General features: G+C 33.1%; 12 protein-coding genes. 4 read left to right on the top strand and 8 right to left on the bottom strand.

The window, feature by feature from the left end:
* Positions 1–34: 34 nt before the first annotated feature.
* Positions 35–1024, bottom strand: a complete 990-nt coding sequence (gene lplA / locus KA894_RS10165) for a lipoate--protein ligase (RefSeq protein ID WP_115342310.1) — start codon at positions 1022–1024, stop codon at positions 35–37.
* A 197-nt stretch (positions 1025–1221) separates the two neighbouring features.
* On the opposite strand from lplA, the gene KA894_RS10160 reads away from it, so the two are divergent.
* Both KA894_RS10160 and KA894_RS10155 read left to right on the top strand, forming a co-directional pair.
* Positions 1222–1407, top strand: a complete 186-nt coding sequence (locus tag KA894_RS10160; RefSeq protein ID WP_002508073.1) for a YkvS family protein — start codon at positions 1222–1224, stop codon at positions 1405–1407.
* 4 nt (positions 1408–1411) lie between these two features.
* Positions 1412–2014, top strand: a complete 603-nt coding sequence (locus KA894_RS10155; protein ID WP_210133933.1) for a CPBP family glutamic-type intramembrane protease — start codon at positions 1412–1414, stop codon at positions 2012–2014.
* Between the two features lie 166 nt (positions 2015–2180).
* Here the strand turns inward: KA894_RS10155 and KA894_RS10150 are convergent, their stop codons facing one another.
* From KA894_RS10150 to KA894_RS10120, 7 genes are all read right to left on the bottom strand, one after another.
* On the bottom strand, positions 2181–3689 hold the full coding sequence (locus KA894_RS10150) for a bifunctional metallophosphatase/5'-nucleotidase (protein WP_119488129.1): 1509 nt from the start codon (positions 3687–3689) through the stop codon (positions 2181–2183).
* Positions 3690–3899: 210 nt separating this feature from the next.
* Positions 3900–5258: a TrkH family potassium uptake protein gene (locus KA894_RS10145; protein ID WP_119488130.1), complete on the bottom strand. Its 1359-nt coding sequence runs from the start codon at positions 5256–5258 to the stop codon at positions 3900–3902.
* An 18-nt stretch (positions 5259–5276) separates the two neighbouring features.
* On the bottom strand, positions 5277–7037 hold the full coding sequence (locus KA894_RS10140; protein ID WP_096810456.1) for a S1C family serine protease: 1761 nt from the start codon (positions 7035–7037) through the stop codon (positions 5277–5279).
* A 407-nt stretch (positions 7038–7444) separates the two neighbouring features.
* On the bottom strand, positions 7445–8242 hold the full coding sequence (locus KA894_RS10135) for a TerC family protein (RefSeq protein ID WP_096810457.1): 798 nt from the start codon (positions 8240–8242) through the stop codon (positions 7445–7447).
* A 366-nt stretch (positions 8243–8608) separates the two neighbouring features.
* Positions 8609–10171: a peptide chain release factor 3 gene (locus tag KA894_RS10130; RefSeq protein ID WP_115342313.1), complete on the bottom strand. Its 1563-nt coding sequence runs from the start codon at positions 10169–10171 to the stop codon at positions 8609–8611.
* A gap of 12 nt (positions 10172–10183) precedes the next feature.
* Positions 10184–10432, bottom strand: a complete 249-nt coding sequence (locus KA894_RS10125) for a YueH family protein (RefSeq protein WP_261793498.1) — start codon at positions 10430–10432, stop codon at positions 10184–10186.
* Positions 10413–11897, bottom strand: a complete 1485-nt coding sequence (locus KA894_RS10120; RefSeq protein WP_115342525.1) for a UDP-N-acetylmuramoyl-L-alanyl-D-glutamate--L-lysine ligase — start codon at positions 11895–11897, stop codon at positions 10413–10415. The genes KA894_RS10125 and KA894_RS10120 overlap by 20 nt, the downstream gene beginning before the upstream one ends.
* 353 nt (positions 11898–12250) lie before the next feature.
* Here KA894_RS10120 and KA894_RS10115 point away from each other — a divergent pair, with 353 nt between their 5' ends.
* Both KA894_RS10115 and ltaA read left to right on the top strand, forming a co-directional pair.
* Positions 12251–13426, top strand: coding sequence for a diglucosyl diacylglycerol synthase (locus KA894_RS10115; protein ID WP_115342314.1), 1176 nt, complete (start codon positions 12251–12253; stop codon positions 13424–13426).
* Positions 13404–14606 carry a lipoteichoic acid biosynthesis MFS flippase LtaA gene (gene ltaA / locus KA894_RS10110; RefSeq protein WP_182478052.1) on the top strand — a complete coding sequence of 401 codons (1203 nt, stop codon included), beginning with the start codon at positions 13404–13406 and terminating at the stop codon, positions 14604–14606. Before KA894_RS10115 ends, ltaA begins: the two co-directional genes overlap by 23 nt.
* The last annotated feature ends 57 nt before the right edge of the window (positions 14607–14663 follow it).

Raw genomic sequence — 14663 nt, 5'->3', positions numbered from 1 at the left:
TAGAGAATAGACCTTTTTTCGATGTTGTATTTATTTATGACATTAATCTAATCAGTTCGTGTCGGTCAATGTCACCGAAATAATGGAAAATATCATAATCTGCTAATGCTTCTTCAATACTGTCAAAATCATGTAATGTGCCTTCTAAAGCGTGTTCTAATTCAGTAACATCCCCCACGCCAAAGAAATCACCAAAAATTTTAGCATGTTCGATTCTACCTTTTTTAACATCTAATTTAATTTGTACAAAACCTTTTTCAAATTTTTCTTCTCGTTCGAAATTATATTTCGGGTTTCGACCATAATTCCATTCCCAAGTTCGATATTTCTCATTGCTTAACTTCTCAATATTCTCCCAATCTTTATCCGAGAGTTTATATTCTTCAACTTGCTTAGCTTCACCGAATATCGTTTTTAAAATAATTTCTTTAAATGTATCAATATCTAACGGTTCTTCTAAAAACTCTGAAATGTTTGCCACACGGCTTCTTACAGATTTAATGCCTTTAGATTTAATTTTAGCTGGGTTTACTCTTAAAGCATTTTGAACTTCGTTAAGCTCGCTATTCAACATTAATGTACCGTGGCTAAACATTCTATCTTTTACTTTGACCATTGCATTGCCTGATATTTTGGCGTTACCAACTTGAATATCGTTTCTACCACTCATTTCAGCATCTAAACCAAGAGATTTTAAAGCTTCTACAATAGGTTCAGTGAATTTTTTAAAATTATGAAAACTATTACCGTCATCATCGGTTATAAAACTAAAATTTAAATTACCCGTATCATGGTACACTGCGCCCCCGCCAGAGATACGTCTTACTACATCTATACCGTGTTCATCAATATACGGTTGATTAACTTCTTCAATTGTATTTTGATTTTTACCAATAATAATTGAAGGTCGATTTATATAAAAAAGAAAATAACTGTCATCATTCGGCATATTTTTTAAAATATATTCTTCCATTGCCAAATTTAAAGTGGGATCGGTAATATTATGATTACTTATAAATTTCATTTACTGCACTCCTTTTCCTCAATATACCCTTACCTTATTTATGCAATACTTTTATAAAAAATGCCAATCATTTAACTGATTTTCTCAATATTTTTCAAAAAAAGAAGGATAACAATATATTTAATGGTTATTTGTTTATTTGTCTTAAGATTTTTTGTATAATACTATCTAGTTAGCATTTCTAGGGAGGACTAAAAATGACTGTTGCAGAAGTGGGAAATATAGTAGAATTTTATGACGGTTTAAAAGGCCGCGTAGAAAAAATTAATGATAATTCAGTAATTGTAGACCTAACAATTATGGAAAATTTTAATGATCTAGACTTGCCTGAAAAAACTGTCATCAATCACAAACGATATACAATCGTCGAACAAGAAGGATAGTTATATGAATAGAATTTCAAACGCGTTAATCTGGTTTATCATAAGCTTTATCGTATTCCACATTATTTTGTATATTATGTGGGGCGAAAAGCAAGAATATTGGTACCTTTATACGGGCATTATGCTTATAGCAGGTATTAGCTATATATTTTACCAAAGAGATATTGAATCTAAAAGGTTATTAACTTCTCTTGGTATGGGTATAATTACAGGTATCGTACTTATAATTATACAGCTTATTATAGCAGCAATCTCGCCAGATATTAAATACGCTTCACTGATTAAAGAATTAACTCGTACGGGTGTATACTTTAAATGGCAGATGTTAGTTACTCTATTATTTGTGATACCATGTCATGAACTTTATATGAGAACTGTACTACAAAAAGAATTACTAAAATTAAATATTCCTATGTGGTTAAGTGTATTAATAACAGCAATCTGTTCTGCTTCATTATTTTTCTATTTAGATAAAATGTGGATTGTTTTCTTCGTATTTATAGTTCAATTAATACTTTCATTAAGCTATTATTATACACGTAGAATTGCTACGACTGTAATAGCACAAATTGTTGCAGTTGTTATTCTATTAATATTCCATGGCTAATCCAACTTGGATAATCAAGTCTATTAATAATGATGTAGAGGAGCCTTAGACATTTTGAAATGTTTAAGGCTCCTCTTATTTTATTCATGTATTACTTTTTATTAAAAGTTTTGGATATTTTCCTTTATTTCATAACGCGTTGTCTATTAACAAAACATTTCACATGTCAAAGTTTCACATCGAATGTTTGCTTTTGCTGTATTTGATAATCATTATTTTTTAAATTTCGAGCGATTAATTCTACCATGGTAATTTCATCTGTTTCATGGATTACTGCATTTTCTAGATATTGTTTGTAATTCCTATAGCAGTAATCAGTCATGCTAACACGGTACATATGCTCTAATTTTATATTTTTTAACGTCACGCGGTTAAATGGTTCGGCATTCATATCGATAGTATAATCGACCCCTTGCCAAAAAGTACATAGCGTTTCATCTACAATTGTTAAACTTAGTTCACCGTGACTGAATTCAATGTGAGAATAACAATATTCTAATATAGCTTGAATTTGTTGGCCTTTCATTGTTAAATCAACTGGTACATCAGGATGTGGATACGCATTGAATAAATCTTCATTTGTGATAATGCCATTGAGCCCTTTTTCACCACTTGTAGGTAAATGAACGCAAGATATATCATAGTCATACGCCAAACGAATACTATCATGTAATAGCTGCGTAAATGGATGCGGTTTAGTAATCACATCTCCTAATCCATTGACCGATGCTGATACTGCCTTTTCGTTGATTACCTCTTCACTCCAGTGACAAACTGCTTTTCTATCATAAAATGTTAAATCTAATAAAGCTGCATCTTCTGGATAATCATTCAAATCCACAATTTTGGAATTTACATCTTCTAGTTCATATGAATTCGTACGTTTCTTAAAATTAATCATTACATGAATCAGCTGTTCGGCATTCTGCCCTGCTTGAACGTAAAGCGTTTGATCATCCCTACCAATAAATGTTTGATGTTGATGTCCAGTTATCAATAAATCAATAACACCTAAAGTTTGCATAATTTTTTCTGCTTCATTCACATGTTGCTCTCGCTCATTAGATGTTTTATTAAGTTGATTAAGTCCGCCATGATAAATAACAACTAAAAAGTCAGGCATTTCAGTTTCGTGAATAAATCGAATCCATCGCTTAGAAGAACGTAATGTTTTTTCAATACGTACATCGTTTTCCATCTCAAAATGTTCACGTTCCATCAATCCATCTGAAGTTAAACCCACAATTGCGATCTTAACGCCTTCTATTTCTTTAATTGTATATGGCGTGGAGAAGTATGGTTCTTTCGTACGTTTATATTCAATATTTGCAGATAGCCATGGGAATCTAGATAATGATACGGCTCTTGAAAAGAATGACAAGCCAAATTTAAATTCATTTGGACTAATACCACTTGCGTCATACTGCATGGCGTTCATTAATTTAATCATGGGATGACGCTTATAAGGTGCAACAATAGCGTAATAAAATGCTGCTAATGAGCCGGCTAAACTACCGCCACTATCTAATAAAATGACATGCTCATTCGTTTCTCTTACATCTTTAACATAGGAACCTGCTCTATAAATATTTGAATTATTTTCACCGCTTTGAAAATAACTATGCATATCGGAAGTAGTAATGATATCTATTGCAATTTTTTCACTTTTTTTCATACGCCTCTCCCCTCATTAACACTAGTCTAACACGTTTCTAAAATAGCTTGAAATAATAATGCTAGTATTTTTTCAAGTTATATATAGCAGTTTAATTTTCAATTTAGCCCACAATATAAAAGCGCCAATACATCAATGATGAGATGTACTGGCACTGATCATTATACAAACTGACACAATCCACTTTGCTCTTTAAAATAATTTTTATAATTAGCCGATTTGTATACGTTCTTTAGGATAATGAAATTTATCAGGTTCTCTACGTCCACCGATCATAATAATAAAACTAATTAAACCAACGCGTCCGATTAACATTAATAGCATTAACACACCTTTGGTCATATCATTAACATCATCTGTGATACCCAAAGACAGTCCGCATGTTCCAAACGCTGACATAACCTCAAAAAACGCTTGTAAAAATGATACTTTACCATTTTCTACAACGAGTATAAATATCATGCTCGCGAATGTCAGTATACTAGCCATGATAAATACAGCAAAGGAACGCTGAACATCTGTAATATGAATTTCGCGATTAAAGGCTTTGATAGATGTTTTTTCTGGTTGATTACTAAAGTTTAATAAAAACAATATTAAAATAGCAAAGGTCGTAGTTCGAATACCACCGCCAACCGAGCTTGGTGAAGATCCTATAAACATTAGGATACCCATCACTATATTAGTACCTTCACCAAATCCACTTACATCCAATGTCTGTAAACCAGCACTTCTTGTTGTTGCTGATTGAAATAATGCGTAAAATAATGACTTATGCCAACTCATATTTTGAAATGCTTGATTATGTTCTAATAATAATATGATTAATACACCAAAAATAAATAACGCAAAATAAGTTACCGTTGTAATCTTGGCAAATAATGAAAATCTAAAATTTGGTATTCTATTTTTAATATACGCTTTCACTTCTAATAGGACTGGAAAGCCTATGGAACCTAACATAATTAAAAATATTACTATTGTTTGCACAAAATAGTCATTTGCATACGGTATGAGTGATTGCCCAGTAATATCAAGTCCACCGTTTGTTGTTGCAGATACGGATACAAACATACCTTGCATAATTGCATATTGAATATCTGGCGTATCTCTGTAAAAATAAAATGCTAATAACGATGCACCCACAAGTTCTATGATTAGAATTGTACGAACGATATCTAAAATCAATTTTACAGTTCCACTCATTGTATGTTTATTATTATCTAGCATAATTAATTGACGCTCACGCATACCAATATGTTTACCTAATACAACCCACAACATGGTACCGATAGCCATAACACCAATACCGCCCATATTGAGTATAATCATTATAATAATCTGACCGAATGTCGTGTATGTATCGATTATATTAACAGGTGATAAGCCTGTTACACTCACGCCAGATACCGCAACAAACAATGAATCAATTGGGTCAACCGTTATATTGGATTTATGTACAAAAGGCAAATTAAGCATTAAAAATGCTACAATAATCGCCACTATATAATACATCACAATCCCTTGTTGAGGACTTGATTTTTTTAACAATTGATTGAAAATGGACAACGTTTCATCACCTCAACGTTATTTCAGTTTAATCTTAATATCCTTTTCTTTGCCATCTCTATATATTTTGGCTGGCAATGTTTTCAAATCATCTTTATGGCTAAAAATAATTTGTCTATATCTAAGATTATCTTCTAATTCTTTACCATCTAATTCTACTATGACATCATTTTTTTGCAACCCAGATTTTTCAGCTAATGAATCTTTTTTTACTTCCCCTATAAATACACCTTTATTTACATCATCAGGTAGATTAATGGATTGTTTTGTCGAGTCATTAATGTCGCCTATATTGGCAATTGTGATACCCGTATTAGGATATTTAACTTCACCTTTATCTTCTAGTTGCTTAGCAATACTTTCAGCATCATTAATAGGAATCGCAAAGGCTATACCTTCCACATTGTCCATGTCTATTTTCAGAGATGCTATGCCGACCAATTTACTCTCTCTATCAATAACTGCGCCACCAGAATTACCTGGGTTGACTGGTGCATCCATTTGAAAAGCACTCATCAATACATCATATTGATTGTCTTTGTCAATATCAACTGGAATATGTCGATTTAGTCCTGAAACAATGCCATTTGATATACTGCCTTTAAAATCTACACCTAATGGATTTCCAACTACTATAATAGGTTCTCCTAACACTAATTTACTAGAATCTCCCATTTTAATTGGTTTAACGTCACTATCTGATTTAACTTTGGCTTTAACCACAGCGATATCTGAGTATTTATCTGCTCCAATCACCTTCCCAATTGAATAATCATCGTTGCCATATGTAATCTTTTGCTCTTTTTTATCTCCAACAACATGTGCGTTCGTCATAATAAAAATAGAGTCGCCCACTTTTTTGTAGACGACACCTGAACCTAATTCATTCTCTTTTCCTGCTTCTTGTGTCTCTTTTTCAGCAGAGGTTGTATCATTACTTGTGTCATTTTCAACAGTTACTACGGAATGAATTGCGTTATTTGCACTTTTCATTGTTGTTGTGTATGTTTTGTCTGTATCTTGAGTATCATTGAAAGCATTGTGATTTGAACTGCCATTATCATCAACATTTTTAAATATTGCTTGTATTAATATTAATAGCACAATAATTGCAACAACGATTAAAATTTTAGCCCAATGCTCAATAAAAAACGTCCTTACCTTTTCTGTAGTACGTTGTTCACCTTTAGTTTCAGTTTCTGATTTAGATTGATGCAGTTGCTCTGATTCCTCTAATTTTGGGTTATGAGGTTGAGTCTTATTTTCATCATCATTTAAATAATGATCAACTCTAGACTGTTGTGCATTTTCTGAATAAAAGTGCTCCTCTTGTTCTTTTTTTAGCGGTGTATCTTGTATGTTCGGTTCATCTTGATTCAAACCACTGCCTTGATTATCAACGGTAAGTTTTGATGGCTGTTTATCTGTTGCATGTTTATCCTCGTTGTCAATTTGCTTTGATGTTTCATTAAATGTATCATCTAAAGGGATTTGCTGATCAGTGGTTTCTCCTTGTGAATATGTTGAATTACGCGCAGCAGCAGTTGCTTGTTGTTGCTGAATTTCTTCTTGTGTAAGTTTTTCTATGCGTGCCTTTCTCAGGTTTTCTTTAACACGTTCTTCATTGTTTTTAGCAAGAATTTCAGCTCTTTCTTCACGCTGTTTTCTAGCTTTACGCTCTTGTTGGACACGCTGCTCCCGTTCCTCATTATGAAAATATTCGCGTCGCTTACGACCGTATTTCCCTTTTGGGATGACATGTTTTTTATTTTGCGTCACAATAATCCCCCCTAATACTTCTTTATTATAACTATATTATGACATATCATATATCATTTTTCTGCTCTATTTTGTCATATAAAAATAGCATACTACAGATTATAGACCCTTGTAACAAAAAATTCTAATTTTACTACATATATGTGATAAGAAAAACTACCGTTCTATTTTTCTTTATAGATGCATGATATTAAAAATGGCTGACCTCATAAATGATATGAAATCAGCCTTGCTAAAAACTTTAATTATTTAATTGTCCACTTGATCAGACACAGTTCCGAATAAATAGCTTCGTATCAAATAAGGTCTTTACCAGTGGTTAACTAAACTAAAAATATGCTTAGTATAGATATTCACACCTATTTGATATGACACCCTATTATTGCGTTGTTTACAAGCTAAATATATTATTTATTTTCTTTTTTATTATTTTTGACAGAAGTCAACCAACCAATGATGACAAGTACAATCATAACTGTCCAGAAGATAGATTGCCATGCAATACTATGTGGGAAATGCTCTGGCAATATTTTAATATCAGGATGTGCGAGTACCATAATAACCAATTTAATACCTACCCATCCAACGATAGCAAATGCTGCACCTTCTAAGCCAGGATATTTATTAAGTAAGTTGACAAACCAAGTTGCTGCGAAACGCATAATGATTACACCTAACATACCGCCTAAGAACATCACAGCAAACTGGCCTAAGTCCATGCCTCCAAAATGTATACCTACGGTAGGTAAAGTAACTGCGATAGCAAGTGCTGCTAACATAGAATCGATTGCAAACGCGATATCCGCAAATTCTACTTTTAACACAGTACCCCAAAATGCTTTTGGACTTGCATGTATTTCTTCTCCAGATTCATCAAAGTGGTGATCGTCTGTACCATCATCTACATGATGCTCTTTCTCTTTAAAGAAGGATATGAGATTTTTAATGGACATGTACAATAGATAAAGTGCGCCTAGCGCTTGTATCCACCAAAAATGCGCGATAATACTTATTAAGAATAAAGAAATGAAACGGAAAATAAACGCACCTAACAAACCATAAAATAAGGCTTTTTTACGTTGCTCTGGTGGCAAATGTTTAACCATAACTGCCATTACAACAGCATTATCTGCTGCTAATAAACCTTCTAAAAATACTAATACGACAAGCACCCATAAATAAGGTAATATTAAACTCGGATCCATATAGGCCAACTCCTTTAGTTTTTCAACATAAAAATAGAGACCTAAGCTAAGTAAATGCTACCCACATCGTCAATGATACAAACATACTAAAATATAATAAAACGTTAGTATGTTTGTAAATTTTTGGTGTTTGTAACATTTATAGCAAAGGTCTCACTCGACAGTATCATTCTGCCCATTTTACCGGAAACATTGCATGTTTCGTAATGACGATAAAATGACTATGTTAAAAAGATATATAAAACAGATATGTTCAAACGATGTCGCTACTTCATATATCTCTTTAAAAAAGTTGAATTACTCCCCTCTGACTACAAAGTCATAGGTATTCTATTAATAATATAGTATTATACACAATTAATCACTTTATAACAAACTGTATAATTTAATTTCTGGAAATTTCTCTTCAAACCATCTCGTAGCAAATTCATTTTCAAATAAAAATACATAATTATCATATACGTCTTTGACTAAAATAGAACGCGATGAACTCATGTTATCTTTAATATCTGCTTCGTTTTCAACCCATCTTGCAATTTTTGGACCTACAGGTTCCATTACGACATCTACATTATATTCATTTTTAAGACGATGCTCAAACACTTCGAATTGTAGTTGTCCTACTGCACCAATGAGAATTTGGTTGGTATGCAATGTTTTATAATACTGAATTGCGCCTTCTTGAACTAATTGTTCTATACCTTTATGGAAATGTTTTTGTTTCATCACGTTTTTAGCAGAAACTTTCATAAATAATTCTGGTGTGAATTGTGGTAGTTCTTGGAAACTAAATTTTTGATTTCCTCCTACCAAGGTATCACCAATTTGATAATTACCTGTATCATACAATCCTATGATATCTCCAGCTACTGCATGATTGACTGTCGCTTTATCATCAGCCATAAACGAAGTTGAACGTGTTATTTTTTGTTTCTTTTTCGTACGTTGTAACGTGACGTCCATACCACGTTCAAATGCGCCACTGACTACGCGCATAAACGCAATTCTATCTCTATGCTTTGGATCCATATTCGCTTGTATTTTAAATATAAAGCCTGAAAAATCTTGGTCATATGGACTGACTTCAATGTCTTCTTTAGTTTGTCGTGCGCTTGGCATCGGTGCATGATCAACATAAGCATTCAAGAAATTTTGCACACCAAAGTTGGCTAATGCTGAACCAAAGAATACGGGTGTTAAATCACCTGTGCTTAATGCTTCGTTATCAAAAGTTTCTCCCGCTTCTTCTACAAGCATTAATTCTTCGATTGCTTGTGTAAACGCACTATCATCTTTAATGTGGTGATCTTCTTCTAGTTCATAATCTTCGTTTAAATGAAGCACATTTTGTTCATCTCTGAATGGCTCAATTGTGTGTGTACCACGGTCAATAACGCCGAAGAAATTTTGTCCCATACCTACTGGCCAATTCATTGGGTAAGTTTCTATTTCTAATGTAGATTCAATTTCATCTAATAATTCAAATGGTTCTTTACCTACTCTATCTAATTTATTGATAAAGGTAAAAATAGGTATGCCTCTCATTTTACAAACTTTAAACAATTTTAAAGTTTGTGGTTCAATACCTTTGGCACAGTCGATAACCATTACTGCGCTATCAACAGCCATTAAGGTTCTGTATGTGTCTTCAGAAAAATCTTCGTGACCAGGGGTATCTAAAATATTGATTTTATAATGATCATAGTCAAATTGCATAACTGAACTTGTAACTGAGATACCACGTTCTTGCTCGACTTTCATCCAGTCACTTGTCGCGAATTTCCCACTTTTTTTACCTTTTACTGTCCCTGCTTCTCTAATTGCACCACCAAATAATAGTAATTTTTCTGTTAAAGTGGTTTTACCAGCATCAGGGTGAGATATAATCGCAAAAGTTTTTCTAGATTCTACTTCTTCCTTTATACTCATTTGTTCTCTCCTTTAATTCTCAAATATCCATTGACCAATAACATCAGCAATCTGTTCTGCTGTTGATTCATCAAGTAACGTAAACAAGTGTATCACAAGTTCCTCCTTGATATCATCTTCATTTAATGAAGATTCAATTTCTATTGACCAATTTAAGTCTGGTATAACGATCAGGTATAACCCATCGCTTTTATTCTCATAAATATAACTACGTATATTGACGCCATCATGTTCTATATATTTAATCTTCAACAGGACCACCACCAAATTTTTTATAAGCAGCTTCTAAACCAATCAAATCATCTCTATGTGGTACTTTTACATGGCCTGGCATAATTTGATAAGGTTCGCGTCCTTTTGAAGCTAATACGACTGTATCTCCAGGGTTAGCAATCTCAATAGCGTGACGAATACCTTCAGCACGATCCTCAAACTCTACATAATTGTTGTGTGTAGCCCCTTTAGCTAATCCTCTAGTTAATTTTTTTGGGTCATCATTGGCCGGATTATCCGGCGTGAATATAACATAATCTGCTCTACATGCAACTCGCCCCATTTCAGGTGTTTTTCCCATATCACGTTCTCCAGCCATACCACATAAGAAAATCAACCGTTGTTTCGCAAATGGTTTCACTGCATCGATCAGCTTATCCATACCGTCTGCGGTATGAGCATAATCAATAATTAAATCAATGGGTAAGGATGAGTCTAATACTTCAAGTCTTCCTTCAACTGGTTCCAAATGCTCAACTGCTTGAATAACTTCTTTGAGTGACGGGCCCTTACTCCAAACTGCAATCATTGCTGCCATAATATTAGATACGTTAAATAACCCAACGTACGGCGATTTCACAGTGAAAGCGCCTTCTGGTGTGTTGAAATCAAAGGTCACCCCTTGTAAAGATTCATTGATATTTTCAGCCATAAATTGCGCTTCATTCTCAATTCCATAAGTAAACACTTCAAACGGCGTTACTGAAGCCAAGTACTCTGAAAAAGTATCATCTTGATTTAACACAACGTATTTTTCTCGTGATAAATCTTCTCCTAGTTGACTGAATAATAATGACTTAGCATGCCCATATGCTTCCATTGTGCCGTGAAAATCCAAATGATCTTGTGTCAAATTTGAAAAGATAGCTACATCAAAATCAACGCCGCTTAAACGTCCCAATGACAAGCCATGACTCGATACTTCTAGTGTCATCGCTGCTGCATCTTTTTCTACTGCTTCATGTATTTTTTTGGTTAAAGAAACTGTTTCTGGTGTAGTATTTGCACCTTTAGACTTCTCTTCATTAACTTGGAAGCCATTTGTACCTAAATAAGCACTACCTTTATTAAGTTTTCTATAAATGTGATGTATCATTGTTGCTATAGAAGTTTTGCCATTTGTTCCGGTAACACCATATGTAGTAAGTTGTTTACTTGGGTAGTTAAACAATACATTTGCAAGTAAACTTGCAACGCGCAATGTATCGGGTACAACGATTTGAGTTACTTCTCCTGCCAATAATTGCTCATGGCTTACTACAATGAGTTCACAGCCTTGATTTACGACATCTTGACAAAATTTATGACTATCAACTGTATAACCTTTAGAAGCAACAAAGATACTTCCTTGTCCAGCAGTACGCGAGTCCGTTGTTATATCAGTAATGTTTCTATCTAATGTTCCAATTACTTGTTTGACCCTTATTTTTTTAAACAACTCATTTGCATTCAACATTAATCGCTCCTTTATTTCCAATACTTCTATTATACACTTTTTCATTCGATTTTATAGAAACTAATATTGCCAATTAATGATTATTTGACTATTATTTCTTTCATGTTTCTTTTTCATGTATATTTATTTAATTTCTTAAATTCAGCTTATTTTGAAATAAAGCGTGGTATTGTGTATATATAGGACAACCTAAATTTACCAAAATATAATTTTTTAAATTAGTATGAATCATTTTCCATACATTTGTAAAATGATATAATCGCTATTCATTGTGTTTTTTCTTTCGCAAGACAATAAAATGCGTTAAACTTAGCATGAGCTAAATTTATACTATTGGAGGGTGACTCAAAATGGTTACTCGTAACAAAAAAATATTGATTATTACTGGTTCTTTTGGTAATGGGCATTTACAGGTTACTCAAAGCATAGTAAACCAATTCAATGAAATGAATCTAGACAATTTAACAGTTATAGAACATGATTTGTTTTTAGAAGCTCACCCTATTCTGACTTCTATATGTAAAAAGTGGTATATCAATAGCTTTAAGTATTTTAGAAATATGTATAAATCTTTTTACTATAGCAAACCAGATCAAATTGACAAATGCTTCTATAAATATTATGGCTTAAATAAATTAATTAATTTATTACTAAAAGAAAAGCCGGATTTAATTTTGCTTACTTTTCCAACACCAGTTATGTCTGTATTAACTGAACAATTTGATATGAATATTCCAATAGCTACAGTTATGACAGATTATAGATTGCAAAAGAACTGGGTTACACCTCATTCCCAAAAATATTATTTGGCTACCGAGGAATTAAAAGACGAGTTCGCTGCAATAGGAATTCCTAGAAATCAATTAAAAGTCACAGGTATCCCTATTTCTGACAAATTTGAAAAAGATATAGATACAACTTCGTGGTTACGTCAAAATAATTTAAATCCAGAAAAACCTACTATCCTTATGTCAGCAGGTGCATTTGGTGTATCTAAAGGATTTGGACAGATGATTTATGATATTTTAACTAAAAGTCCACATTCACAAGTGGTTATGATTTGTGGTAAAAATAAAGAGTTAAAACGCACATTGGCTAACCAATTTAAAGATTATGATAACGTACTTATTTTAGGTTACACAAAACAAATGAATGAATGGATGGCGTCCAGTCAATTAATGATTACAAAACCTGGAGGCATTACTATCTCAGAGGCACTAACACGCCAAATACCAATGATTTTCTTAGATCCTGCACCAGGACAGGAATTAGAAAATGCTATTTACTTTGAAGAAAAAGGTTACGGTAAAATCGCTTATACACCAAAGGAAGCGATTCAACAGGTCGCATCGTTAACTAATAATTCAACTTCATTAAAAGAGATGACTAAAGCAATGAGTGAATCACGCATCCCCTATTCAACATATAAATTATGCAAAGACTTATTAGAACTTCTAGATCATTCTACTCGATATGAAGAAGTATATGGAAAGGTTCCTTTATATGCAAAGCTCTTCGTTAAATGATATTAACTATAACTCAAATAAAAACTTTATAATTATGTTGATCATTTTATTTTTAATGGAGTTTGCTAGAGGTATGTACGTGCTTAGTTATTTAGCGTTACTTCCGACAGCAACTTCTATTGCGGTAGGTGTTACATCTATCGCTATTTCTATTCACTTTATTGCTGATGCGTCCACAAATTTTGTCATTGGATTTTTACTTAAACGCTTAGGCACCAAGCTTGTGTTAACACTGGGTTTCTTATTAGCTTTTGGTAGCTTATTTTTAGTGATTTGGTTCCCAACATCACCCATTGTATTAATCACGAGTGCTATCTTATTAGGTATTGCCGTTAGTCCAATTTGGGTAATTATGCTAGCAAGTGTAGATGAAAAAAATCGCGGTAAGCAAATGGGCTATGTTTATTTCTCGTGGCTTTTAGGTTTATTAGTCGGTATGGTCGGCATGAACTTGATATTTAAAATACATCCAACACAATTCGCTTTTATGATGTCACTCTTCGTACTCATAGCATGGATTTTATATTACTTTGTTAAAATACGGCTTACAAATTACAATACAAGACCTGTTAAACAACAACTAGGCCAAATTGTAAATGTGACTAAACGTCATCTCATCTTGTTCCCAGGTATTTTATTACAAGGTGCATCTATCACAGCCCTAGTGCCCATACTACCTACATATGCAACAAAAGTCGTCGGGGTTTCAACCGTTGAATATACAATGGCAATCATTATTGGCGGCATCGGTTGTACAGTCTCTATGCTATTTTTATCTAAAATTATCGATAAAAACGGGACATCTTTTATGTATGGCATTATATTTAGCGGATTTGTCTTATACACTTTAATGATATTTACATTATCTATTATCACAGACATTAAAATCGTTTGGGGTCTTGCGTTATTTATAGGGCTAATGTACGGCATCTTATTACCTGCATGGAATACATTTATGGCGAGTCATATTCATATGGATGAACAAGAAGAGACTTGGGGGGTGTTTAACAGTGTACAAGGGTTTGGATCAATGATTGGTCCACTTGTTGGAGGATTAATCACAGAATTCTCTAAATCAGTTAATAACACTTTCTATTTTTCAGCACTAGTATTTTTATTTTTAGCAATATTTTACGGCATATATTTTGTTAAAAATAAAAACAAACATCAGTATAGCTAATTTAAACAAACCATTCACAAGTAAAAAGGGGTCGCTATCCTTTTAGACATCCTCTAA

The organism is Staphylococcus sp. GDY8P131P, from assembly GCF_017891975.1.
In the GTDB taxonomy this organism is placed as follows: domain Bacteria; phylum Bacillota; class Bacilli; order Staphylococcales; family Staphylococcaceae; genus Staphylococcus; species Staphylococcus nepalensis.
This window is presented reverse-complemented; position numbering and strand designations above follow the sequence as displayed.